The organism is Varibaculum cambriense (assembly GCF_032557235.1).
GTDB lineage: Bacteria > Actinomycetota > Actinomycetes > Actinomycetales > Actinomycetaceae > Varibaculum > Varibaculum cambriense_C.
The window spans coordinates 135,665-160,034 of the sequence record NZ_JAWGMB010000002.1 but is presented as its reverse complement, the minus strand read 5'-3'; the positions used below and the strand labels follow the sequence as shown (position 1 = coordinate 160,034).

The 24,370-nt window shown below is 52.6% G+C and carries 23 protein-coding genes; 14 read left to right on the top strand and 9 right to left on the bottom strand.

What is annotated here, in order from left to right; genetic code table 11:
- Nucleotides 1-65 precede the first annotated feature (65 nt).
- Both E6072_RS02510 and E6072_RS02505 read left to right on the top strand, forming a co-directional pair.
- Nucleotides 66-698, top strand: coding sequence for a hypothetical protein (locus E6072_RS02510; RefSeq protein WP_316693496.1), 633 nt, complete (start codon nt 66-68; stop codon nt 696-698).
- Nucleotides 699-787: 89 nt separating this feature from the next.
- A complete protein-coding gene (locus tag E6072_RS02505; protein ID WP_316693495.1) occupies nt 788-1,864 on the top strand; it encodes a quinone-dependent dihydroorotate dehydrogenase in 1,077 nt (358 codons plus the stop codon).
- Here E6072_RS02505 and E6072_RS02500 read toward each other — a convergent pair.
- Complete coding sequence (locus E6072_RS02500; protein ID WP_316693493.1) at nt 1,861-2,490, bottom strand: DUF3043 domain-containing protein; 630 nt, start codon at nt 2,488-2,490, stop codon at nt 1,861-1,863. The two genes, E6072_RS02505 and E6072_RS02500, sit on opposite strands and share 4 nt — an antisense overlap.
- Before the next feature lie 117 nt (nt 2,491-2,607).
- Between E6072_RS02500 and E6072_RS02495 the strand changes: the two genes are divergently transcribed.
- The 5 genes from E6072_RS02495 (at nt 2,608) to E6072_RS02475 (ending at nt 7,308) form a co-directional block, all read left to right on the top strand.
- Nucleotides 2,608-3,957, top strand: a complete 1,350-nt coding sequence (locus tag E6072_RS02495) for a M20/M25/M40 family metallo-hydrolase (RefSeq protein ID WP_316693492.1) — start codon at nt 2,608-2,610, stop codon at nt 3,955-3,957.
- Nucleotides 3,958-4,959 (top strand): hypothetical protein, encoded by a 1,002-nt coding sequence (locus E6072_RS02490; RefSeq protein ID WP_316693491.1) that lies wholly within the window; start codon nt 3,958-3,960, stop codon nt 4,957-4,959.
- Nucleotides 4,960-5,027: 68 nt separating this feature from the next.
- Nucleotides 5,028-5,387 carry an iron-sulfur cluster insertion protein ErpA gene (gene erpA, locus E6072_RS02485; protein WP_307737624.1) on the top strand — a complete coding sequence of 120 codons (360 nt, stop codon included), beginning with the start codon at nt 5,028-5,030 and terminating at the stop codon, nt 5,385-5,387.
- A 19-nt stretch (nt 5,388-5,406) separates the two neighbouring features.
- Entirely contained in the window at nt 5,407-6,303 is an 897-nt protein-coding gene (locus E6072_RS02480; RefSeq protein ID WP_316693489.1) for an FKBP-type peptidyl-prolyl cis-trans isomerase, read from the top strand.
- 18 nt (nt 6,304-6,321) lie between these two features.
- Nucleotides 6,322-7,308, top strand: coding sequence for an FKBP-type peptidyl-prolyl cis-trans isomerase (locus tag E6072_RS02475; protein WP_316693487.1), 987 nt, complete (start codon nt 6,322-6,324; stop codon nt 7,306-7,308).
- Nucleotides 7,309-7,628: 320 nt separating this feature from the next.
- Here the strand turns inward: E6072_RS02475 and E6072_RS02470 are convergent, their stop codons facing one another.
- Both E6072_RS02470 and E6072_RS02465 read right to left on the bottom strand, forming a co-directional pair.
- On the bottom strand, nt 7,629-7,886 hold the full coding sequence (locus tag E6072_RS02470) for a hypothetical protein (RefSeq protein ID WP_316693485.1): 258 nt from the start codon (nt 7,884-7,886) through the stop codon (nt 7,629-7,631).
- 215 nt (nt 7,887-8,101) lie between these two features.
- A complete protein-coding gene (locus tag E6072_RS02465) occupies nt 8,102-8,728 on the bottom strand; it encodes a superoxide dismutase (protein ID WP_316693484.1) in 627 nt (208 codons plus the stop codon).
- Between the two features lie 261 nt (nt 8,729-8,989).
- Between E6072_RS02465 and E6072_RS02460 the strand changes: the two genes are divergently transcribed.
- Complete coding sequence (locus E6072_RS02460; protein ID WP_316087134.1) at nt 8,990-9,376, top strand: response regulator; 387 nt, start codon at nt 8,990-8,992, stop codon at nt 9,374-9,376.
- A 59-nt stretch (nt 9,377-9,435) separates the two neighbouring features.
- Here the strand turns inward: E6072_RS02460 and E6072_RS02455 are convergent, their stop codons facing one another.
- Together E6072_RS02455 and E6072_RS02450 are read right to left on the bottom strand one after the other, a co-directional pair.
- Nucleotides 9,436-11,247, bottom strand: coding sequence for a DEDD exonuclease domain-containing protein (locus tag E6072_RS02455; protein ID WP_316693480.1), 1,812 nt, complete (start codon nt 11,245-11,247; stop codon nt 9,436-9,438).
- Complete coding sequence (locus E6072_RS02450) at nt 11,244-11,654, bottom strand: hypothetical protein (RefSeq protein ID WP_316693478.1); 411 nt, start codon at nt 11,652-11,654, stop codon at nt 11,244-11,246. The genes E6072_RS02455 and E6072_RS02450 overlap by 4 nt, the downstream gene beginning before the upstream one ends.
- Before the next feature lie 53 nt (nt 11,655-11,707).
- Between E6072_RS02450 and E6072_RS02445 the strand changes: the two genes are divergently transcribed.
- From E6072_RS02445 to E6072_RS02435, 3 genes are all read left to right on the top strand, one after another.
- Complete coding sequence (locus E6072_RS02445; protein WP_316693476.1) at nt 11,708-12,535, top strand: lysophospholipid acyltransferase family protein; 828 nt, start codon at nt 11,708-11,710, stop codon at nt 12,533-12,535.
- Nucleotides 12,536-12,760: 225 nt separating this feature from the next.
- Nucleotides 12,761-13,972: a pyrophosphate--fructose-6-phosphate 1-phosphotransferase gene (locus E6072_RS02440; RefSeq protein WP_316693474.1), complete on the top strand. Its 1,212-nt coding sequence runs from the start codon at nt 12,761-12,763 to the stop codon at nt 13,970-13,972.
- Nucleotides 13,973-14,248: 276 nt separating this feature from the next.
- Nucleotides 14,249-15,646 (top strand): class II 3-deoxy-7-phosphoheptulonate synthase, encoded by a 1,398-nt coding sequence (locus E6072_RS02435; RefSeq protein WP_316693472.1) that lies wholly within the window; start codon nt 14,249-14,251, stop codon nt 15,644-15,646.
- Between the two features lie 75 nt (nt 15,647-15,721).
- On the opposite strand, the gene pknB is transcribed toward E6072_RS02435, so the two are convergent.
- Nucleotides 15,722-17,833 carry a Stk1 family PASTA domain-containing Ser/Thr kinase gene (gene pknB / locus E6072_RS02430; RefSeq protein WP_316693470.1) on the bottom strand — a complete coding sequence of 704 codons (2,112 nt, stop codon included), beginning with the start codon at nt 17,831-17,833 and terminating at the stop codon, nt 15,722-15,724.
- Nucleotides 17,834-17,917: 84 nt separating this feature from the next.
- On the opposite strand from pknB, the gene E6072_RS02425 reads away from it, so the two are divergent.
- Nucleotides 17,918-18,259: an Rv2175c family DNA-binding protein gene (locus E6072_RS02425; RefSeq protein WP_316693469.1), complete on the top strand. Its 342-nt coding sequence runs from the start codon at nt 17,918-17,920 to the stop codon at nt 18,257-18,259.
- A 10-nt stretch (nt 18,260-18,269) separates the two neighbouring features.
- Here the strand turns inward: E6072_RS02425 and E6072_RS02420 are convergent, their stop codons facing one another.
- The gene (locus tag E6072_RS02420) at nt 18,270-19,340 is read right to left on the bottom strand and encodes a polyprenyl synthetase family protein (protein ID WP_316693467.1); all 1,071 of its coding nucleotides are present in this window, start codon (nt 19,338-19,340) and stop codon (nt 18,270-18,272) included.
- Between the two features lie 138 nt (nt 19,341-19,478).
- Between E6072_RS02420 and E6072_RS02415 the strand changes: the two genes are divergently transcribed.
- Both E6072_RS02415 and E6072_RS02410 read left to right on the top strand, forming a co-directional pair.
- Nucleotides 19,479-21,371 (top strand): RNA polymerase sigma factor, encoded by a 1,893-nt coding sequence (locus E6072_RS02415; RefSeq protein WP_316693466.1) that lies wholly within the window; start codon nt 19,479-19,481, stop codon nt 21,369-21,371.
- Nucleotides 21,372-21,497: 126 nt separating this feature from the next.
- Complete coding sequence (locus E6072_RS02410) at nt 21,498-21,731, top strand: hypothetical protein (RefSeq protein ID WP_316693464.1); 234 nt, start codon at nt 21,498-21,500, stop codon at nt 21,729-21,731.
- A gap of 279 nt (nt 21,732-22,010) precedes the next feature.
- Here E6072_RS02410 and E6072_RS02405 read toward each other — a convergent pair whose 3' ends face one another.
- Nucleotides 22,011-22,808 (bottom strand): hypothetical protein, encoded by a 798-nt coding sequence (locus tag E6072_RS02405; RefSeq protein ID WP_316693462.1) that lies wholly within the window; start codon nt 22,806-22,808, stop codon nt 22,011-22,013.
- Between the two features lie 138 nt (nt 22,809-22,946).
- Complete coding sequence (locus E6072_RS02400) at nt 22,947-24,347, bottom strand: hypothetical protein (RefSeq protein WP_316693460.1); 1,401 nt, start codon at nt 24,345-24,347, stop codon at nt 22,947-22,949.
- Nucleotides 24,348-24,370 lie beyond the last annotated feature (23 nt).

Below are 24,370 nucleotides of genomic sequence, written 5' to 3'. Positions count from 1 at the left end.
TATTTACATCCGTACTAAGGTTCGCGCCAAAGTGGTTGTCAGCAACCAACTAGCAAGGAGTAACCATGACCACCACCTCGTCACCTACCCCCAAATCCGAAAAAATGGTTCTGGGGGAACACTTGCAAGGATCCGATTTTTTCGCCCTGTCTACCCCGGAATTCTTAGGAGAGGACGGAGACAAGATTCTCCTAGACATGGTGGATGAAGATCCCGATGGGCCGTCCGGCCTCTACGGCCCACTCGGTTGGTTAGCTGAGACCAAGATTCCAGAAATCCTAAAAAACTATTTAGCTACCGGGCAGGGAATCGGAGACTACCAGCGTTTCCACGGTTTAGATGCCGAGGGCGCAAGTAAGCTGCGATCAGCACTTCCTCGAGTCGCGTTAGCCGATAGGCAAAACGATGCCCCTACTTTGCTAGCTTTTTTGAATGCCTGCATTGCTAATCCGGGCCGGGTTTATCTTTCGGGATATGTGATCGGCTCTTCTCGCTGGGACGAACGCGTTAGTGTCGACACCATGTTTGTAGTTGAATCTGCAGCCGAAGGAGCGAGCGAGCCGGCTTGCCAGCAGAAGCGAAAAATCTGGCAAACCTACCAGAAAAAACTAGCTCTAGAGAAGGCTGGTGCCCCCGATGAACTCTATAGCGCCGATCCGCGGTGGGCTCATCCCGGTTGGTGCCTATGGTGGGACTAGCCGAAAAATCGTCAAGCACTGAAAGGCTGCAAGCAACTAGCCTGACTGCTGGTAAGTACCGGCGTCGGCTTTTCAGTACAATTGAAGGCGTGCTATATCGATTCTTGTACAAACACCTGATTTCGCGCTTCGATGCCGAAAAATGTCATAACGCCACGATGAAAGCCCTGTATCTCATCTCTCGGCTTCCCGGTCTAACCGGGTTGATCAGGATATTTTTCTCCGGATCAGTAGGAACCTTGAAAGGCGGTTGGGTAGGCGATGAGCGGGGATTGAAATCCCTAGCCAGACCCGTTCCTGGATATTTGGGTCTGGCAGCGGGAATGGACAAAGATGCCTTAGCTCCGCTGCAGTTCGGAGCATTCGGATTCGCCTTCGTTGAGGTAGGGACGGTAACTCCGCGTCCTCAACCCGGAAACGATAAGCCGCGCCTGTGGAGGATATTACCGCTGCGGGCAGTGCGGAACCGGATGGGTTTCAATAATCAGGGCGCCCAGGAGATGGCTTATCGCCTGCAGAAGCTCAGAAGTAGCGCGGCAGGCAGATCTCTAATTCTGGGGGTAAATCTAGGGAAGAATAAGACTACCGATCTGGCTGATGCAGCCGAAGATTACCGCACCAGTGCGCGGCTACTGGCAAAATATGCGGACTATCTAGTAATCAATGTTTCTTCTCCTAATACGCCGGGACTTCGTAGCCTGCAGGCCAGCGAGCAGCTGCGGCAGATCGGGCAAGCAGTAATTGCTGCGGGAAGGCAAAGCGCTGCTAGAGAAGTTCCGGTGCTGGTAAAGCTGGCTCCCGATTTAGGAGATGATCAGTTAAAAGAACTCGCGCAAATCGTTAAAGAAGTGGGACTGGCGGGCGTGATCGCCACGAATACCACTATTAACCACGATTTTGGCGAGGGCGGGCTCTCAGGATCCCCCTTAAAAGAACGTGCCCTGGAAGTGGTGCGCTTGCTGCGCCAGGAACTAGGTGATGACTACTTGATTATTGGGTGCGGTGGAATTGAGGACGAGACTAGTGCTCGTCAGTTCCTGGACGCGGGAGCTGACTTACTAGAGGCGTTTACCGCCATGATCTATCAGGGGCCCGGTTTTGCGGGAAAGCTTAATAAACAGCTTTCTAGCGAGCTGCCAGCTCTGCCGTTGCGGAAACCCCGTTAGACGCGAGAGCGCATATAGGCACGAATATCGCCAGCGTATTCACTAATATCGGGACGCGGCCCGCGCGGGCCAGAAGGGCGCGGCCGGCGCATTCTGCGCGGACTTGCCAAGCGCATCAGAATATAACGCCCGTTTCCTTTCTTCACCCGTTTATCGCCCTCGGTAACTCCAAGGAGCGCCCGGTTAATAATCATGGTGGTGACCACGGCTTCGATAATCGCCAATAGCAGCAAGGCCCACATCGAAAAGAGCAAAATCGCGTTCAACTGTTGGTTACGAGAAAACGCGATCGAAAGGATTAGGAAGGCTAGTACTATCGGCATGAATAGCTCGCCGATAGCGAAGCGGGAATCTACAAAATCCCGAATATAGCGGCGCACCGGGCCTTGATCATTATAGGGAAGGTAACGTTCATCTCCCTTGCCGTCCAAGGCGGCTTGCTGTTTCTTGTAGAGCTTATCGCGTTGCTCGCGGCGCCGCTTGCGGGCTTCTTTCTTGTCTACTATCAGGGGGCGGCGATTTTTTGCCTCCGCTTCTTTGCGTTTTGGGGTAGGGCGACCTTTGCCTTCTCCCTTTTCGAGCGGAGCCTCGATCTCTTCATCATTGTTACGTCCAAAAAGTTTCACCTGTCCAGGTTATCGGGGGAGGACGGGCAGGGGAAATCTGTCCTACCTTGCGGCTGTAGTTTGTCGGTTCTAGTTACCCTTTCCCTCTTGAGGGCATATCGGGGTAACCTGGCAAACATGAGTGATATTTCGGAATATAAAGCGGCTACTAACCGCATTTTTGATGATGTTAAAAGCGAGCTAACCAAACTGGTAGCGATTCCTTCAGTTTCTTCTGCTTCCCGCGCGGAGGTAGAAAAATCTGCCGCGCACCTGGCGCAGTTATTTTCAAACCTGGGGATGAAAACGGAAGTAAAAACTGCACCCACTCCCACTGGCGAGGAAGGAATGCCGGCAGTTATTGCCCGCAAGATAGTAGATCCGCAAGCTAAAACAGTCTTGCTTTATGCTCACCATGATGTACAACCTGCCGGCCCGGTCGAGCGCTGGAATACCGAACCCTTTGTGGCTACCGAAAAGAATGGTCGCCTGTATGGGCGCGGTACCTCAGATGATGGGGCGGGAGTCATGGTGCACTACGGCACGCTCCTAGCTTTGGCGGATAACTGCCCGGTTAACGTAACTTGCTTTATTGAGGGCGAAGAAGAGATCGGCTCGCCCTCGTTCCGCAACTTTATCGAAAAATATCGAGAAGATTTAGCCGCTGACGCCATCATTGTTTGCGACTCCGATAACTGGCGGGTAGGGGAACCTGCGTTGACTGCAACATTGCGCGGAGTAGCCAGTATGGATGTGAAAGTTAAAGTAATGGATACTGCCCTGCATTCGGGAGCTTTCGGAGGGCCGGTACTCGATGCAGTCACGGTTGCCAGTTTGTTGCTCGCGAAATGTTTTAATCCAGATGGCAGTTTGGCAGTTCCCGGCTTAGGGGGCTCTACCAGTGCTGATGTTCATTATCCGGAAGATCTTTTTAAAGCGGATGCCGGGGTAGTAGATAGCTATAAGCTGGCTGGAAAGGGGGATGTGGCCGCACGTCTTTGGAACCAACCGGCACTTTGCGTTATTGGTTGGGATCAGCGTTCTCGCGCCGAAAGCGCGAATGCCCTGGTGCCGGAAACCTGTTTGCGCCTGTCCTTGCGCACTGCTCCGGGAACCGATAGCGCCGAATGTGCCCAAGCATTAAGCAGATTTTTGAAAGAAAATGCCCCCTTTGGAGCGGAAGTAGAAACCGAGATTCTTGAATGCGGTCCGTCTTACCAAGCCCAATCATCGGTGGCCGAAAAAGATATGAAATGGGCTCTATCTGCCGCTTGGGATAAGGACGCGGTAGATATTGGGTGCGGGGGAGCGATCCCGATGACCGCTGACCTGGCACAAGTTTTCCCGCAGGCCGATATCTTAATCACCGGAGTGGAAGACCCCGCCACTAACGCGCATTCAGAAAATGAATCCCAGGATTTAGGCGACCTGAAAAATGCTATTACAGCCGAAGCACTGTTCCTGGCTCGTTTAGGTGGAAAGATTTAAGTGCAGATACTTCTGGCAGCAGCCAGCACTCGGCAGAGCAGAGCCCACGAAGGGGGGCAAGCCTTTAAGACAGGCTGGTTAAAACATAAAAGCCGCGACCAGCTGCAAGTTGTCCCCTATTCGTGGGCATATCCGGAAGTGGCCGCTAGCTATCCGCTAGAAGATTTATTCTCCGGTAAGAACGATCCGGTTAAGGCAGGAAACCGTTTACCGGAGCTACTTAAAGCAGGTATTGGCCTCTATCTGCCGGCTGTCCAGCCGATGCCAACCCTGCAAAGTGAGTATTTGCCGCTGGGGGCGCTGCCTACCGGGAATCTAGAGGTTTTACCGGAGTTTCCTGGGCAATTCTTAGCGGGAGTGGCGGCCGCTTACGGCGCGGGGCAAATGGGTCCACAGATTTGGAAATCTTTAGGGCGTGACCTGGCGGGGGCGCTGGTAGTCACCGGCAGTCAGAAACCGTTACTATCAGCTTCCGGGGTGCTAGCTCAGATCGCCAAAATTAGCCCGAAGATTGCGCAACAAACTAAAGAAAACTGGGAGGGAGTGCTTAAAGCAGCCGAAAAATTCGGCCGCCGTCGTTACCTTGGAATCACTGATTTATCGGGCACTAAATCTGCCCCGGGTACCCAAATAGGGACTCTGCCCGCAGGAGGGTGCGCTTGGGGAGTGGGGGAACTATTAGGTAGGTTGGGAGCCCGTCTGGACTTTGCGGCAGACTTCCTGGATGAACAAACCAGTCTGCCGCAAGTATTAGAAACCACAGATTTGCTAGTGGCGAATACTGAAGAGCTATCCCCCTGGAACCTTCCCGGCTCTCCGTTAGAACATTTATGCGATCTCACCAACCGCTTCGGGGTGCCGATAGTGGTAGTTACCAGTGAAAATAATCTGAGTAGAGGTGAGATTGCGGAGCGGGGAATAGATGGTGTCTACCAATTCCCTACCGATATTGCCGGTATGGAGGAGGCCGGACTTCGCTTAGCGCGTACCTGGTCGCAATAGCCACTAGGGCTACCTTGGACTAGGCTAAGGACTAACTTAGTTCATCTAGGAAATTTTGAGGAACAGATATGAGTGAACAACAGGCAGAACAGACAGCTACCCACAAAGTAACTTTGACCGATGCCGCCACTGAAAAAGTGAAATCACTGCTAGACCAGGAAGGTCGCGATGACTTGCGGCTGCGGATAGCGGTGCAGCCGGGAGGATGCTCGGGACTGATCTATCAGCTTTATTTCGATGAACGTCTCCTAGACGGCGACGCTGTGGTCGAGTTCGCCCCCGGGGTAGAGGTAGTGGTAGATAAAATGTCCAATCCCTACCTGGAGGGAGCCTCGATTGATTTTTCCGACACGATTGAACGCCAAGGCTTCACGATTGATAATCCGAACGCGGTAGGTTCTTGCGCCTGCGGCCAATCGTTCCACTAAAAACAGTTAGGATCATGCTGTGAAACGTAGACTTTCTTCTTCTGTCGCTGCTATCGCCCTGTTAGGTGCCTTATTAGGTGCGGGTCTGACCGCCTGTAGTAGCGATGGTTCCTTCTCTGATTTCGGAGTAAAAGTTGAGGGCGAATACGGTAAAGCCCCCAAGGTTAGTGCGGGAGAGGGGACTGCGCCGAAAGATTTGAAAGTTGGCACCGTTAAAGCTGGTGAGGGTGAGGCTTGCGGCGCAGACGCAGTGCTGAAAGTTAACTATCACGGCCAGTTGTGGGACGGGAAGAAATTTGATTCCAGTTTCGACCGGGGTAATCCTGCTGTTTTCTCGTTAAAACAAGTAGTTCCCGGCTGGGGACAGGGACTTAAAAATGCCAAACCGGGATCGCGTACCCTACTGGTGATTCCTCCCGAATTGGGTTACGGGGATCAGGCAACTGGTGATATTCCCGCTGGATCTACCCTAGTATTCGTGGTGGATACTCTGAAATGTTTCTCTGCCTCTCAGATGAAGAAAGGCGAGGAGCAGCTGGCACAGGCCAAAGCGACCGGAAAGACTCTCCCCGGCCTAGAAGTTAACGGGAAATTGGGCCAGAAACCAGCGTTGAAAGTTAACGCTGATCAGCTTGCCAAAGACCGCGCCGTGAGCGTGCTTGCTACCGGAACCGGAGCCCCACTAAAAGCCGATGACGTGGTAATTGTGCATCAAAGTTGGCTAGACCAGCAAGGAAAGACTGTATCCACCTGGGATAGTAAAACCCCAATGCCGCTGCAGGGCGAAAAAACTCTGGCAGAGTTAGGTCTGGACAAGGAATTAGCTGGTAAAAACGTCGGCTCCCGTCTGGCTTTAAGTTCGATGCAAAACGGGCAGGCGGTAGCATTCGTAATGGATATCGTGGGTACCCTCTAAAAACTGGATAGGCGGGTCATGCACGATAGTAGCGTTTCCTCCATACCGATGCGGATGCGGTCAGCTCGGATAATAGTCCTGGCGTTGGTCGCTGTCTTAGGGATATCCCTACTTTCTGGATGCTCATCTACCGCTTCCGACGCCTCGGCTCCCCAGGTAAAAGAGAAGTTCCCGGCAGTAACGGGGGAGTTAGGGCAAGCTCCCCAGATGGAGGCCGGTTCGGGGAAACCACCAACCAGTTTACAGGTACGGGTACTATACGAGGGCGAAGGGCGGAGCGTGACCGCTAAAGACCAAGTACTCATGGATACTTTAGGTAACCTGTGGGACGGCAAGACCGTGATGAGTACCTTCCGAGTCGGTGACTCCGCCCAAGGATACGCGATGAGTGAAGTTATCCCTGGTTGGAAACAGGCTTTAATCGGTAAGAAGCTTGGTTCCCGGATACAGATCACAGTTCCCCCGCAACTGGGATTCCAAGGCGAAGCCGCGAAACGCATTCCCGCCAATTCCACTATGGTGTTCGTGATCGACCTGATTAGTGCCATGGATTTAAGTAATGTTTCGGCGCTGAAACAGGCCAAGAAAATAGATAAATCTTTTGACAAATTACCTAAAGGGTTAAAGATTAGCGGATCTCCTGGTACCCAGCCGCAAGTAGCTATCGATCCTGCATTGCCTGCCCCGAAAACGAAACAGGTAATAATGCTGTATCAAGGCAAAGGGCCGAATCTGGAACCAGATGATTTCCCCGGGGTGCATTTGACTGCCGCCACCTTCGAGCAAGGTAAATGGTCAAAGGTGTCCAGTTCGTGGCCTAGCGGCAAAATGGTTTCTACTCCCTCTACTGTGCAGACTACCCCACAGTTCCTGGGGGTTCCGGTCGGCTCGCGCATGGTGATGTTAGAACCTGCCGAGGGCGAGCGCCAAGGGGCAAAAGCGCATCCGGCGCGCATCGCTATTTATGACATTGGTGCCAAGCAAACCAGTACCCGCCTCGGGTGACAGTTCCTTGATCTTTAAAGCGCGGGGAAAAGCTTTTCCTCCTGCCCAAAATCTAAAAAGGCGTTGCCTTTTTAGATTTGCGCCCGCCTAGCCGACTCGGATAAAACTTTTCCCCCCGCTTTACACTTATCCGGGAAGGTACAAATACGTGGGGGAGCGGGTGTCTCTCCCGCCCAAGAATTTGGAAAACGTAGCGACGTTTTCCAAATTCTTATGCCCACCGCGCCCACTCGGATAAAATCTATCCCTCGAGCAACCCCGGACGAATTTTTTCCCCGCGCTTTCCGGGATCCTAGTTGGGTTCTAGAGTTGGGTGCCGGTTATTTTAGGCAGCGAGCGGATATTAGAGTGCTCACCGCTGCAAGAGCGATGAAAAAAGATGCAGATGCCCCTAGATTGTGGGCTATTGGGGTGAAAAATGGGATTGCGAAAGCCAGGAGGCCGGTAGAAAAAGCTAAAACGGGATCCTGGTTTTTCCCCGCTTTACCGGTTGCGATCTTAATGAAACGAGCTAATTGAACTCCCCCGAAAATGGCGCCCGCTATATTGGCGATTACGCTTAGGGTTTCATACAACATTTCATTGACCTTTCATATGACGATGCAGGGTTCTTTGGTATCAAAAAACTAGCTTTATCTTACGGGTAAGTAGTTCCCGGTTTTTACCCGGAACTTATAGTTACGTGGGGGAGTGGTTTTCCCGAGTAGGTGCGGTGGGCATAAAAATTCGGGAAGCGCCTGTGCGCTCCCCGAATTTTTGGGCAGGAGGGGAAATCGCTCCCCCGCGTTAGCTGTTAGGCCAGGTTGATTAGGGATTTAAAGTTCTTTTCAGCGTTTTCGAAACGAGCAGTAACATTCTCCCAGTTAACTACGTTCCACCAAGCTTTAACATAGTCGGCTTTCACGTTCTGGTAGTCCAGGTAGAAAGCGTGTTCCCACATATCTAGCATTAGCAGCGGAGTTACCCCGACAGGTACGTTTCCTTGCTGATCGAAGAGCTGGAAAATGATAAGGCGAGAAGAAATAGAATCCCAAGCCAAAACTGCCCAGCCGGAGCCTTGTAGACCGGTGGCGGCTGCCGAGAAATGCTTCTTGAACGCCTCAAAGGAACCGAAGTTTTCGGTGATGGCGGCAGCAAGTTCTCCTTCGGGTTCCCCACCGCAGTCAGGTCCCATATTGGTCCAGAAAACCGAGTGGTTGGTGTGCCCACCCAGGTTGAAAGCTAAATCTTTTGAGAACTGGTTGACTGCTGCAAGATCGCCGGCTTCACGGGCAGCCGCAAGTTTTTCTAGGGCGGCATTTGCTCCGTTTACATAGGTGTTGTGGTGCTTGTCATGGTGTAGCTCCATGATCTTGCCAGAAATATGCGGCTCTAATGCAGCGTAGTCGTAGGGCAGTTCTGGAAGCGTGTACTTCTCCATATAAATGGATCTCCTTTGTAGTTTGCGAGTCCGCCCAGCCTCCCTCGGGCTGAGTGCTGTCTCCCCCCTAGTCTAGGTGCTAAGTCCTATAAATGCAGCCGAAGGAAATAAGCTGGAAGCTTAACAACGTCTTTGATGGCCGCAATCCTAGTGAGGTTACCCGAATATTTCCCTAGTCCTACTCTGGGATCCAAAGAGCGCCATAGTCGGTTACAATGAGAGCCAAAAGTACTTGCAAGCGTTTACTTAAGGAAGAAGAAAATGGCGGAAGCGGAAAAGAATCTGCAGATTTTGTTATATAGCGATGACCGTGAGGTGCGGCGGCAAGTAATCAATTCCGTGGGAATCAAGCCGGCCGCGGATCTACCCAAAATAACTTGGGATGAGACCGCTACCGCTACTATTACCCGAGATAAAGTGCATAACAATCGCTATGATCTGCTAATCCTTGACGGGGAAGCTACCAAGATTTCTGGTATTTCGGTCGCGAAAACCCTGCATGAGGAGGAAAACGATCTTCCGCCTATCCTGGTTTTGACAGCTCGCCAGCAAGATGAATGGCTGGTCGGTTGGGCAGGCGCCAAATCAGTCGAGCGCCCCCTGACCCCACTTAAGCTGCAAGAAGCTGTCGCTGCGGCGCTGCGTTAAGCAAATAGGGAACGTCTGGGCAGCTAATAGTAACTAGTAACTAGTTTTCCGCGACAGCCTTAGCGCCGGAAAGAAAACGGTTTTTGGGCTTGCGCTAGTTTTTGTCGCAGCTGGCTGCGGGCTAGCATTCCCGACACTGGGCATACCAGTTCCGAGGAATCTGATATTTGTACAATCCGGGTTCCGGGCTGGTAAAGCTGCTGCGCCAAAATATGCAGCTGTTCCCATAGAATCCCTTGGGCGAGGAAGCGCGGGGCAGTAACCGGGAAAGCTTCCGCCAAAGTCGCGACAGTTTTCTCTATCGCAATTTTTGGAGCATTAGCACAGGTAAACGCGGTTCCTACTATTTTTCCGTAGGCGAGGGCGAGGTAAACCCAGCCGCGATGGGGCGCCGGCAAGGCAAAAATAATCTTTTCCGCCGCCAGTATCGGGAATAGTAGTTCTCGTTCGGCTCCAGCCCGCAAGAGGGCGGAAAGCTGCTGGCGAATCACGACGGCTTGCTCGTATTCTTGACGCTCAGCCAGATCCTGAACCTTTTCTAGCAAGGTAGTTACCGCTTTTTGCTCAGCATCACGTCTATTGGCGGCAATCTGTTGGCAGTGTTCACGATAGCTTTCTTGGTTTTGTACCTGGCAGGGAGCGCGACACGTTCCCAATTGTTCCAAGTAGCAGGAAGTTCCGGGATTACCCGCCGAAATCTCTTGGGTACAGGTGCGCAGATTCCATTGCTGAGCCAGTACCCGGCTGACTGTTTCCGCACTTTTTCGAGTCGGAAAAGGCCCGATAGTTCGGGAGCTATTTTTTCGCCCTACCCGTTTTGAAAGCTTCAGGCGCGCAAACTCATCGTTGGTTAGTTCCAGTAACCAGTATTTATCCGGATGGGTGCTGGCACGGTTGAAAGGTGGGTTGTAATGGGCGATCAGCTCTAGCTCTTTTAGGCGCGCCAAGAGGACGTGGGGAAAACAAGTATGCTGAATTCGGCGGGCGGCAGCTAGCATCTCCCGCATCTGCCGGCGTTTTTCACTTAAAGTGGTGTAACTGCCTACTCGGGTTCGCAGGTTGGAAGCCGAACCTACGTAGAGTGGTTTTCCGTCGGCGTCCTCAAAAATATAGACTCCCGGGCGCTCTGGCAGGTCGGCTCCCAGCACCCGTTTTGCCCTAATCTGCCGGGGAACTTTTTGTAATACGCGAAAATCTTGGGTGTGGGTTAGCCCCGCTCCCTGTCCCAGATCTAGTAGCCCTTGCAGTACGGTCACTGTGGCGAGCACATCATCTAGGGCACGGTGGGTGGGTTTATCGGCTCCAAAATAGCTGGCGAGGGTAGCTAGGCGGTGATTGGCGACGAAGGGACGTGGCAGGAGCAGACGGGCAATAGCCAAGGTGTCGACGGTGAGGGCTTCTGGTAGGGGATTGTCTAACTGCTCAGCAGCGCGGCGTAAGAACCCGGTATCAAAACTCGCGTTATGAGCTACTAGGGCGTTTACTGGGGGACAGTTGGGGTGATCCGCCCTCCAAAATGCCAGGAAACGCGAAAAAACCTCTTCTAGCGGGTCTGCGCTAAGCACCATGGAGTTGGTGATCCCGGTCAGCGCTACGATTTTTGGAGGAATCGGACGGCGGGTTTGCACTAGCGAACGAAAAGTTCCGCACAGCTGGCGCTGATAGTAACGCGCCGCAGCTATTTCGGTGATTTCAGCTCCCGCCCCCATGCCGGTGGTTTCTAGGTCAACCACAAGAAAACAGCAATCCGATAAAGGGGCTCCTAATTGGGAAAACTCTCCTTGCGGGGCAATTTCTCCGCTTGCGGGAACCAAGGTGCTGAGGTGTCTGCGTAGCGCCTGGGAGGGAGGATCGAGGAGCTGGGGGTTCACACCCTCGCCCCATCATCGTCATCCCATTTGTTGGTTAAAGCGCTGCGTCCTCGGGGAAGCAGATATATTAGCAGGCCGCAAAAGAAGGCTAAATCTAAGAATCCGAGGGCGTGGAGCCATCCTGGTAGGTCAACTCCCGCGATATAGGTGGCTACCCAGGCTATCAATACTGTGACGGTGATCACTAATAGGCGAACCCCGCCGCGCAGGTGGGGGCTAGCAGGCAGCTTCGGGGGGTGAAACTGATCATTTGGCTGTGCCAATTCGTAATCTCGCGGCCCAGGGGCAAAAATACCGGTATCATTTAGCCTAGATGTAATATCCAAAAATTCATCATCTACGCGACGTTGGCTTGGGTTGCGGCGGCGATGCGCCCCCCACTTCTTGGGGAGTTTCATAGTCGACATTCTAGCCGGTCTTTTAAGATTGGTCAGCTAGCCCGGGCGGGAAGGAAGCTTACGTGTTTTACCGGATGTTGAAAATATTCTTGGGGCCGATTCTAAAGGTTCTTTACCGACCCTGGATCAAAGGAGCCGAGAAGATTCCCGGTACCGGGCCGGCGATTCTGGCCTCAAACCATCTAGCGGTGATTGATTCTTTCTTCTTGCCGTTAATGATTGACCGGGAAGTAGTTTTCGTGGGGAAAGCCGACTATTTCACCGGTAAAGGCCTAAAAGGTGCTTTCGTTAAGTGGTTTATGACCCAGGTAGGCACGATACCGATTGATCGTTCCGGGGGAAAGAAGTCCCAGGCCGCCCTGCAAAAGGGATTGGCGCGTTTGCAATCCGGGGAACTGTTTGGGATCTATCCGGAGGGGACCCGCAGCCCCGATGGTCGTCTTTATCGCGGTAAAACCGGGGTGGCGCGGCTATCGCTACGTTCGGGTGCACCGGTAATTCCCGTGGCCATGATTGGAACCAATATTGCTCAGCCGATCGGTACCCGGATTCCGCGTTTACACCGTATCGGGGTAGTTATCGGTGATCCTCTGGACTTCTCTCGCTATCAGGGTATGGAAGATGACCGTTACGTGTTGCGGGCAATCACTGACGAGATTATGTATTCCTTGATGAGCCTGTCGGGGCAAGAATACGTGGATCTGTATGCTGCTGACGTGAAAAAGGCACTCGCTTCTAAGAAGGATGACGAGGACGCTGCGGCAGCCGAGCCGAAAGTGCAGGCTCCTGGGGGGCGGCAGGCTCCACAAACTGAGGTGCCAGAGCCTCCGGAAGATGACGCTAGTAAGGATGAGGATAAAGCCGATTCTGCCCCAGCCGCGGATCAATAAACAGTTTCGCCGCTCAAAAGAAGCAGTTTTAACTAAGCATAGTTAGCTTCGTCTCCAGTTGGAGAACTACTAGCGGTTTACGGGTGCCGCCCAATCTGGCGCGCTCCCCCTCTCTTCTTGCTCAAATGCGCGAAGCTCTTTTCGTCCTAGAGCCGGGTGCGCCTTATCGACTAGACTATTAGCTGACGGAGCCGATAATGGCCAAACAACTCTTTTGGAGGAAATATGACGATTAAACGTGTGGCACTGCTAACTGCGGGCGGATTCGCGCCCTGTCTCTCATCAGCGGTTGGTGGGTTGATCGAACGTTATACTGAGCTGGCCCCGGAAATTGAAATTATTGCCTACAAGTATGGCTATCACGGGCTGCTGTCTAAAAACTTCATTGTGGTAGACGAAGAAGCACGTAAAAATGCTGGTCTATTGCATCAATATGGGGGATCCCCGATTGGTAACTCCCGGGTAAAGCTCACTAACACTAGGGATCTGGTCAAACGCGGCCTAGTTAAAGAGGGCGCTAACCCGCTAGAGGTTGCAGCCAACCGCCTGGTAGAGGACGGGGTAAATGTGCTGCACACTATCGGTGGGGATGACACTAACACCACCGCAGCGGATTTGGCGCATTACCTGCATGAACACGGCTACGAATTAACCGTGGTGGGGCTGCCCAAGACTATTGATAACGATGTTATCCCGGTGCGCCAGTCCCTGGGTGCTTGGACCGCGGCTGATAACGGTGCGCTTTACGCTGAACATGTGATTGCCGAATGCCAGTCCAACCCGCGTGAACTGATTATTCACGAAGTAATGGGACGTAACTGTGGTTATTTGACGGCTGCCACTGCCCGTTCTTACCGCAAGCTGCTTGACAAGAAAGAATGGCTGCCCTCGATGGGGCTTACTCGCGAATCGCGCGATATTCACGCCATTTTTGTGCCTGAGGCGCATATCGATATTGAGGGCGAGGCTGCTCGCCTGCGCAAAGTAATGGATGAGGTCGGGAACGTTAATATTTTCCTGTCTGAGGGCGCTGGGGTTAGCGAAATCGTGGAGCAGATGGAACAGGCGGGAGAGACGGTTCCGCGTGATCCCTTCGGGCACGTGCAGCTAGACAAGATTAACCCCGGTCAGTGGTTCGCTCGCCAATTTGCCGAGCGGATCGGAGCAGAAAAGGTTATGGTGCAAAAATCAGGTTACTTCTCGCGTGCTTCTGCGGCGGGCGTAGAAGACCTCCGACTGATCAAGTCGATGACCGATTATGCGGTGCAGTGTGCTCTAGAGGGTAAGCCGGGCTTGATCGGGCATGATGAAGAAAACGGTGATGTTTTGAGCTCGATTGCCTTCTCGCGGATCAAAGGCGGTAAAGCCTTTGATATTACTACTCCCTGGTTCCAGGAAATGATGAAGGAAATCGGGCAGGAAGTACATCCTGCCTAAGGTTTAGTTAGTGCTTTTAGCTTGCTCTATCTGTTGAGTGAATAAGCGCTGATACTCCTGGTGCTCTGAATTCTTTGGCTCTCGCTGCGGCCAGCAGCGAGAGCCAAAGAAGTATTTGGTGGCAGATCTAGCTGGTGGATAGCCATTATTTGCTGAGCACTGACTGCCATAACGGGCGGGAAACAACAGAAAGTAGGGAAGATACTTCCCTGGGGGAATAAGTTCGTTTTACGGACTTATTCGTCTTAAAATCTAAAACTTACTAGGGTGGATTTCGTGGACGAGAAAACAACTAGAGCTCTGAATTCATGGCGAGGTTGCCCGGCAAAACAGCAGCCCAACTATCCAGACCAGGAGCAGCTGCAAGAAAAGTTGGCTGACCTGCGTACTCGTCCTCCTTTGGTGTTTGCAGGCGAAGTGGATGCCCTGAAAGAACTGTTAGGACAAGCCAGCCAGGGAAAAGCTTTCGTGCTCACCGGTGGGGACTGTGCGGAAACTTTCGCCGAGTCAACCGCGAATCGGGTTCGGCTGAAAATCCAAACTATTTTGCAAATGGCGATTGTGCTTACCTACGGAGCGTCTTTGCCGATTGTAAAAGTGGGGAGAATGGCTGGTCAATACGCCAAACCTCGCTCTAGCGACACCGAAACCCGCGACGGAGTTACCCTACCGTCCTACCGCGGGGATGCGGTTAACTCCTTCGAGTTCACCCCGGAGGCTCGCCGCCCAGACCCGGCACGCCTGTTAGATACCTATACCCGTTCGGGAACTACTTTGAACTTGATTAGGGCGTTTACCCAGGGTGGTTATGCTGACCTGCATCGAGTTCATGAATGGAACCGGGGTTTTATCTCTAACCCGGCGTATAAACGTTTTGACGCGCTAGCTTCTGATATTGACCGGGCGATTTCCTTTATGGATGCCGCAGGCGTCAGCGCCGATGAACTGCGTACCGTAGATTTTTATAGTGCCCACGAATCTTTGCTCTTAGAATATGAACAAGCAATGACGCGGGTAGACTCGCGTACGGGCGAGCTGTATGACACTTCAGCACACTTCCTATGGATCGGGGAGCGTACCCGGCAGATAGATGGGGCTCATGTGGAGCAGCTGTCGCAAGTCGCCAATCCGATCGGGGTAAAAATCGGTCCCAACGCCAGTGGAGATGATTTAGCGCGCTTGCAAGATAAGCTCAATCCCGAAGCCGAGCCAGGACGCCTTTCCTTTATTACACGCATGGGTTCACACGAATTAGAGTCGGCGTTACCCGCACTTTTGGAGGCGCAATTACGTGACGGCAGGCCCGTCACCTGGATGTGTGATCCCATGCATGGCAACACAATTAGCTCCTCTTCTGGTTATAAAACTCGTAGTTTTGAACAGATCTTGCAAGAAGTAGCTAAGTTCTTTACCGCGCATCAGGAAGCGGGGACGATCCCGGGTGGAATCCATGTGGAACTAACCGGAGATGATGTTACGGAAGTGATTGGGGGCAGTGAACACCTGACCGAGGATTCTTTGAAGAATCGCTACGAAACCTTGGTAGACCCGCGGCTTAATCACCAGCAATCCCTGGAGCTGGCATTCCAAGTGGCAGAAATGTTGCAAAAGCGGCACGACACTTTAGGTAATCCCCTGCGCGCCCCTCTGGAGCCCTGGGGATACACGGTATAAGAGCGCCTGGTTCGCCCTCGCAGACCGCCCCCAGGATCTTTTAGCGCAGTAAATTCGTCCTCGGGAAAAACCGGCTTAAACGTAGGTCAAAGTGACTGTGGAACCGCGTTTTAGTTTGGTGCCCCCACCGGGGGATTGAGAATAAACCCGGTTGGGAGCAATCCCCAGCAGCTGTTTTTGCACCTGTACCTGGAACCCGAGATCGGTTAATTTCTTTTTTGCTTGTCCCATAGACAGCGCAGTCACGTTAGGTACCTCAATCATTTCTGGCCCTTGGGAAACCCGGACTTTTACCTGGTCGTCATGGTATAAAGTAGTTCCCGCTGCCGGTTCTTGCCCGATGATTTGCCCGCGCGGAACCGAATCCGAAAACTCGGTAGTTTTATCAATCCTCAATTTGAGGTCATTTAAGGTTTTCGCGACTTCTTCTTCACTCTTGCCCGCGAAATCCGGCAGAGTTATCGGTTCTTTACCTTTTGAAACGATTACCTTCACCCCACTATGGTGGCGGAGGCTGGTGCCTGCTTCCGGGGCGGTAGCGATGATTTTCCCTTTCTCTACCTCATCGGAATATTCTTCGCTACTTTCGGCAATCTTTAGCTTTGCCTCTTTGAGGAGTATCCCCGCTTTTTCGCCCTCCTTACCCGCAAGATCCGGCACCTTCACATATTCAATACCGCGAGAAATATACAGATTTACCTGGGAATTCTTCTTGGCTTTTTGACCGGCTTTAGGGTTAGTACGCGTGGCCTTACCGGCAGCGACAGTGTCGGAGTATTCCCGCTGGGTGTTCACTTTAAACTGGGCGTTTAACAGCATCTCCCGCGCTTGCGCCGCGGTTTTGCCGGTCACGTTAGGTACGCCTACGCGCCCTCCCGGTCCCAAAGTGAAATACCAGCCAGCTAAGGTCGCCGCGATCACTAAAATCCCGGTGATAACTGCCGCTATCCAACGTTTCTTCTTACCTCGCCCCGTAGGAGATTTCGAGGTTGCGGGAGCTGGTGCGTTTTTGACCACGGCTAGCGATTTTTCCGGGTCGGCGGGAGCCGGTGCGGAAGAAGTCTTAGCGGGGGAGTCTAGGTGAAGAGGACGAATCGGAGCCGCAGGCACCTGCGGAGAGGCCACCGGCAAGACAGGTAGCCGGGCAGTGCCCCCTTTGCCTAGCAAGGTACGTTCAGTTTCTTGTTCTGAGGTGTCGCTCGCGGGGCGCTCGGCGCGGCGCCCTCGCAGCTCAGGGCTAAGACAATCTATAACTGCCTTAACCAGCTGCAGGGCAGCTCCAGCGTCAACCGGTCGATCCTTAGCGTTGCGCGCGGTCAGCGCCGCTATTAGATCATCAACTTCGCTAGGAATCCAAGATACCTTCGCTGAAAGCGGCGGCACGTCCTCGCTCACATGTTGCCAGGCAGTCCGAATCGCAGTATCCCCTTGGAAAGGTGGCAGCCCACTGATCAGTTCATAGGTCATGATTCCCACGGAATACACATCACAGCGGGCATCTGAAGTGGTTTCGGAGATAAGTTCCGGCGCTAGATAGGTAACCGTTCCCATCACCGATCCGGTAGTGGTGCCGGTGGCTTGGTTAACCGCGTGGGCGAGTCCAAAATCTGCCACTTTTACCTGTCCGGAAGGAGTCAGCAGAATATTTTCCGGTTTAATATCCCGATGAATAATCTGCATTTCATGGGCTGCTTGCAGAGCCTGTAGCACCTGTTCCGTGATTTCTAGGGCGCGCCCTAGCGGTAAGGCACCCTCTTTATTTAGTAGCTGACGCAGGTTGGAGCCATTAATAAACTCCATCACCAGGTAGGGGCGGCGCCGCCAAGTTCCCTGATCAAAAATCTGCACAATCGCCGGATGCATGAGGCGAGCCGCCGACCGAGCTTCCGCTTCAAACCGTTCCACCAGGGAGGCAGTATTCGCCAAGTGTGGGTGCATCATTTTTAACGCTACATCGCGCCCTAAACGTTCATCATGAGCCCGGTAAACGCTGGCCATCCCGCCGGTATCAATAATCTTCACTATCCGATAGCGCCCATCGATCAGGCGTTTCAGCATATGGTCTTCGTCAGTAGCGCTGTGGCTTATTTCCGGAATCTGGCTAGTAGCTTCGCCTTCTGCACGCGAGATAGGCGGATCCTGTGGGGTCTCGCTAGCGCGGCTGCTGGCTTCCGGATCGTTTCTCATAAGGCAATCCTAGCGGGAGGCAGCGGTATTGCCGGGAGGCGGCGCGGATAGGAGCCGGCTTGCCCTCTCGGATAGGCTAAGACTATGGAAATGATTAGTTTTGCCCAAGCTGCCGAACGCCTGGGGGTAAAAGTTACTCGTGCGCACCGGCTCCTCAATGAGCACCGTTTGTTAGCCCTCCCGGATGAGCAAGGAAAACTACAGGTAGTAGCGGAATCACTCCTGGAGACTCCCGAAGGCTGGACTCTCGTGGAGCGTCTGCCAGGGACGATGCTCACCTTGCTAGATGGCGGTTTTACTGTTCAAGAGGCAACCGAGTGGGTACTGGCTGCCCAACCCCTATTGGATGGGCAGCGTCCTATTGACCTCTTGCGAGCCGGAAGCCACAGCAAAGTTAACTCGGTAGCTGCTATGCAGGCGATTTAGGTTCGCAGTATTAGGATTCCCGTTCCACTAGGGCGCATCCCAGAGCAAGCAGAGCCTCGCGACCCGCATTATTAAGCTTGCCCCTAGCTACCAGGGCGTCACCTTTAGCGGCATATTCGGTGATTAGCTGGCGGTGCTGGTCTCTGACCCCTTGGCTATGGAGGGCGTCAGTAACTGCCAAAATTTGTTCTTTAGAGGCGGCGCGGTTACCGAAAACCTGATGCAAGTTCGCGCGTGCGTCCTCACCCAGGAGCTGTTCCGCTAGAGACCACAGGACGGTCTTTTTCCCCTCGGTTAGATCTCCACCTGCAGGTTTACCGGTTTGGCTGGGGTCGCCAAAAACCCCGAGTTCATCGTCGCAAAGTTGAAAAGCGATTCCCCAATATTCCCCGATTGTGAAAAGGGTTTTTAGCTGCTCGGGGCTAGCTCCGGCCAGGCGGGCTCCGAGAGTGAGCGGGTGTGCCACCGAGTAGCGTCCGGACTTGTGGCGAATAACCGTTAAAATCTGCTCGCGCGCATGGGCGGGGTCAAGCTCGTCGGTTTCTAAACGTAGGTCCAGATACTGTCCGGCGGCGACCTCGCGGGTCATTTCGGTCCAATTAGTGAAGAATGCGTCCGGATCTTTGCAGGTGGCAGCGACCTCGAAAGCACACTGGTCGGCCACTGAAAGCAGCAGATCTCCTAGTAAAATTGCTGCATGGGTGCCGTATTCCTCCGAGTTGCCTTGACGATTTTTGTTCTGATGTTCTTTCGTGAAACTGATATGGGCTGCATCTTTACCGCGGCGCAAGGGAGAATTGTCAATAATGTCGTCATGGACGAGGGCGCTGGCTTGGTAAATCTCTAGGGCTACCCCGAGGTCGAGTACGGGCTTTGGCGGGGTATCATTGCTGGCAGTTATGGCTTTCCAGCCAGTGTAGGCCAGGCGCGCCCGGGTACGTTTTCCTCCCTTCAGAGCTGCCAGTCCTACTTCAAATAACTCTGCTATTCCCGTTAGTTCTTGCCAGCGGGATACCCCGGCTTGCCATGCCTGTGGCAATAGTTCATCGATTTGAGTGGAAAACTCTGGGGCGCTGGGCATCGCTGGTTACTCTCTTTCCTTATTAGTTCTCTCCTCTAGCCGCGAAAAATCCTCTAGATTTGTGCTAGAAAGTGTGGTATTGAATTATAATTATTGAGCATTCTCTATGAAATCGTTTAGAAATCAGGAAAGGTCGCTGTGACTCCTCAACCTGCTCAATCTGAATCTAGCGCGAAAACTCCCTCGAAGGCTACTACCGCCGGGAAATCTGCTACTAAGAAGACCGCTAAAAGTACTGCCAAGAAAACTGCTACCACGAAGAAGACCGCGGTAGCCAGCAAGACTGCTGCCGCTAAGAAGACGGCTACCAGTAAAGCTAGCGGCGCCAAGAAGACGGCAGCGGCAAAAAAGACTACCTCCGCCAAGACGTCGGCTAAGAAGGCTACCACCAGGAAAACTAGCGCGACGGCGAAGAAGAATGCTGCCAGCAAGACTGCTGCCCCTAAGAAAGCGGCTACCACTAAGACTAGTAGCGCCAGTAAAACGACCGCAGCTAAAAAGACGGCAGCGGCAAAGCCGGCCACCAAGAAGACCGCTGGCGCTAAAACTAGTGCCGCGAAGAAAACTACTAAGAAAACTACTGCCGCTAGCAAAACCAGCGCTACCAAACAGGCGGCTGCAGCCAAGAAAACCGCGGCTAAGAAAACTACCACTAAGAAAAGCGCTGCGGCCAGTAAAACCAGCGCGGCCAAGAAGACCGCCCCGAAGAAAACCACTACGCGCGGTAAAAAAGTTGAAGTCGAAGCGCTAGCAGAAGAGCAAGAGCTGCTAGAAAATCCCGCCGAAGTTGACGAAGTTGACGAAGTTGACGAAGTTGACGAAGACGCGGTGGAGCCGGGTGACGAAGATTTAAACGATGAAGAAGAAATCGACCTCGAATCGGATCTAGATGATGACGAGGACGATGAAGATGACGAAAAGCACGGTGAGGATCGCGAACCCGAAGAGGACGATGACGAGGACGAAGAGGAAGATACTCCGGCCAACGCCATCGAAGGCTTAAATAAGGCAATTGCCCAGGCAAAAGCCAAAGCCAAGGGGCAAAAGAAAGGCAATTCCTTCACCGTTTCTGATTCTGATGAAACCGATGAACCGGCGCAACGAGTCACGGTCGCGGGTGCGACTGCAGATCCGGTTAAGGACTACTTAAAACAGATCGGTAAGGTCGCGCTGCTAAACGCTGCCGAAGAGGTAGATTTGGCGCGGCGGATCGAGGCGGGGCTGTATGCCCAGCATCAGTTAGAAACCGAATCGGAAAATCTGACTTCTAAGATGCGCCGGGACTTGCATTCTTTGGCGATTGATGGTCAGCATGCCAAGAATCACCTGTTAGAAGCCAACTTGCGGCTAGTAGTGTCACTGGCGAAGCGCTACACCGGCAGGGGAATGTTGTTTTTGGATTTGATCCAGGAAGGTAACCTGGGGCTGATCCGGGCAGTTGAAAAGTTCGACTACACCAAGGGATATAAGTTCTCTACCTACGCCACCTGGTGGATTCGCCAAGCGATTACCCGTGCGATGGCTGATCAGGCGCGCACCATCCGGATTCCCGTCCACATGGTCGAGGTAATCAACAAGCTGGCGCGGGTTCAACGGCAAATGTTGCAGGATTTGGGGCGCGAACCTACTCCCGAGGAGCTCGCTAAAGAACTGGATATGACGCCTGAAAAAGTGGTGGAAGTCCAAAAGTACGGGCGGGAACCGATTTCTTTGCATACGCCTTTAGGTGAGGACGGTGACAGCGAATTTGGGGATCTGATTGAAGACTCGGAGGCAGTAGTACCTGCCGATGCGGTCAGCTTCACCTTGCTACAAGAACAGTTGCGTCACGTCCTCGACACGCTGTCTGAGCGCGAAGCTGGGGTGGTCTCGATGCGTTTCGGTCTCGGCGACGGACAGGCCAAGACTTTGGATGAGATCGGCAAAGTTTACGGGGTGACCCGCGAACGTATCCGCCAGATTGAATCCAAAACTATGTCGAAGTTGCGGCACCCCTCTCGCAGCCAGGTACTACGCGACTACCTGGATTAGGGTCGCTGCCACACTTTGAACTTTCCGCCGTCCTTGGCTTAGCAAGGACGGCGGTTTAGTTTTGCCAGACGCGAAAGGAAGAGCGGTGGGCGTGACTTCCTGGGGGGCGCAATAGACAATGAAGGCATGAGTGAGCAAACCTATGTTTTTGACGCGACTGATCGTTGCGATACCTGCGGAGCGCAGGCGTGGGTTCTTGCCCGCCTAGAGGCCGGCAATCTATTTTTCTGCGCCCATCACGCCCATGCTCTAGTGCCGGCGCTGCGGGAAAGCGGTGCCGAAATCGTAGATAACACTGAGCAGCTGCATTTAGAGGAAGCCGAAAACGCCCCGCTTACCTCGCTATCACGCGCCCGCTAGGGGCGGGTTGCCCTACTGGCTGGTAGCTTCTAGACTGCGCTAATCCCTGAGTTTAAATTTTCCCGATTATTTTTCCTGCCCGGGTGGCACCGACTTATTAAAGTGTTTTTATCGGACTCGGTTATGCAGATTTTTCCGGCGCTCCCATTCATCCGCTAGCAGAGGCGGTCGTGGTTGAGGGGAATCGTGGGGTGGCGCGTCCGGGTCTTGATTTGTCGTTGGGTACCCGCTTAACAGTGCGACAGATGACCCCGGGGAAAGGGCAGTGTTTTTCTCCCTTTATCTAGATGGGTTTAACTGTTTTCCCTTCCGGTTTCTTCTGCCTAGCAGCACTACACAAGCTGCGGCAATAACCACCGCAGCAGGGATGGTAATTTTTAGAATCAGTCCTAACTTTGAGTCATAGCGTTCAGCGGTAATAGTTACAATTTCTCCACTCTTTTCTAACATGGGTATCTCGTCAGCTATTGGAGGTTCTTCTAACGTCCAGGTATTGCCGGAAATCTTTCCGATATTAGGAGTTACACTTTTTATTTTTCCGGGCAAAGTTACCCGCATGTATCCAATATCGTCTCTCTTTCCTACCTCCCTGAAAACTAGATCGAGCTTCGTAGGCGTAACCATCTGTCTGTGCACCAATTCGTGTTTATCAGTTAGTTTTAGAGCATGCGGAGAAGTAGCTTTTTTAAGTAGGTCCTCACTCGATTTTGCGCTGGAATCGATAAAAAAATGAGAGCCTACAAGCTGGCATTTACGCACTTTCCTGTCGACTAGGCCAAATTGTTCTATATTATTTTTCGCGTATTTTTTAAACGCTATATTTGTTTCTGATGTATATTTCTGGCATATCGTATTAGAATTCTGAGTTTTATATTTCTTGGAAAAAGTTGGTTTTTCACCTATCCATTGAGATGTGTACTGAGTGAGATCTTCAGTAATTGAAATATCTAAGAAGTATCGATCTGCCGCCTGCGCGGGGGTAGTTGGCACAAGTAGGGAAGTCGCCGTTATCAACCCGGCCAACAGACAGCTAGCAATGAGTTGCGGAAATCGTTTGGCATGATTTGCACGTTTCATGGGGGCGGTATTCCTTTGTCTATTTTTCAGGGGGAGGGGAGCGCAACAAGGCTCCAGAAACTGATTATAGTTAACTACCCCTGATAATAGTTGCCCTCTCGCAACTTTGTGTGTTGAAGCTCCGGTGAAAGTGATGTCTTATTTTTCAGGGTCTTCTTCAATACCAGAGCCCAGTTCCTTCTCGTTCTCTTTCTCAAATCTTTGTTGCCTCTCATCTGCGGGTTTCGGATTAGCGGCATGCCTGGGATTGTTGTAGGGGACTTCTTGGTCCGATTTGTTCGAATTCTCTGCTCCTCCCGTCTCTTCCGATTGGGGAGGCTCGGGGGATTTTGCCGGTTGCCCGGAGCGTCCAGACTGCGGTGAGTTCGCTAGATGTTTTCCGCTACGGGGGTCGGCCGGTTGATTCGGGTCATCCGGTTTTGCCGGTTCTCCCGGATGTGGGTCAGCTGCAGGAGGCTGGAATCCCGGCGTAGGCATTCCGTAGGCCTGGTTCGGCAGGGGGTACCCAGCTGGCGAGCCTTGAGGATTGGCCGGCGGGTAAGGGTATGGATATGGGTAATATCCTCCCGGCAAGGTGGCTCCCGGCTGTCCTGGCGGAGGGACGTTCGGGGAATAGGGCGCTGCTCCCGGCATGCCGGGAGCCCCCGGAGCTGCCGGATATCCCGGTACCTGTGGCTGGGTTGGGTATGGGGAGTTGCCGAGCGTAAAGGGAGGTGGCGGATAGGTGCCAGATCCTGCCGGGTACGGAGGGAGATTTTGCTGCTTCTTCTTGCGATTGTTTCTGACTACCAGCAGCACGATCGCTGCCACAATAATTAGCGCCGCCGGGATAGTAATCCCCAAAATCAGCCCCAAATTGGAACTATGACGTTCGGCGGTAATTATGATGTTTCCCTTATTATCTCCAATTTGATCTTCTTCTTCTTCCGATGGGGGATCATCCAAAGTCCAGGTATTACCTGAAACTTTCCCAGCATTGGGATGGAGGCTTTTAATCTTGCCTGGGAACCTGTATCGCATGATTCCAATATCATTCCGCACGCGAGTGCTTCCTAAATCGAAGTCCCATCCCTCTGCCGGCTTAGTAATTACCCAGATAAGTTCACCGTTATCATTTATCTTATTAGCAACTTTGGAACTAATCTTTTTTAGTAAATCTTCATCGTATTGTCCGCTATATTCGAGAAAAACTAGTGAGTCAACAAATATGCAGTTATCCAACTGTCTATGGGTAATGCCTAGCTCGTTTCTGAAGAAATAGGCATCTTCTTTGGAATATTTTTTATCATCTGTTTTTAGTTTCTCGCATAGTTCTTCAGAATCCTCGGTTTCATACTTCTCTACGAGATCGTCTTTTTCACCATAGTAACTAACTGTTTTAAAGCTGAGATCCTCGGAAACGGACTCATCTTCCAGGTAATGATCCGCTGCGTGTGCGGGGGCAGCGGGTAAAACCACGGAGGAAGCGACCAGCAGTGCAGCCAGCACGCCGCCAAGTAAAAGGTGTGGAAGTCTTCGGGTAAGTATTGCACGTTTCATGGGGATTCCTTTATTAGTCCAGC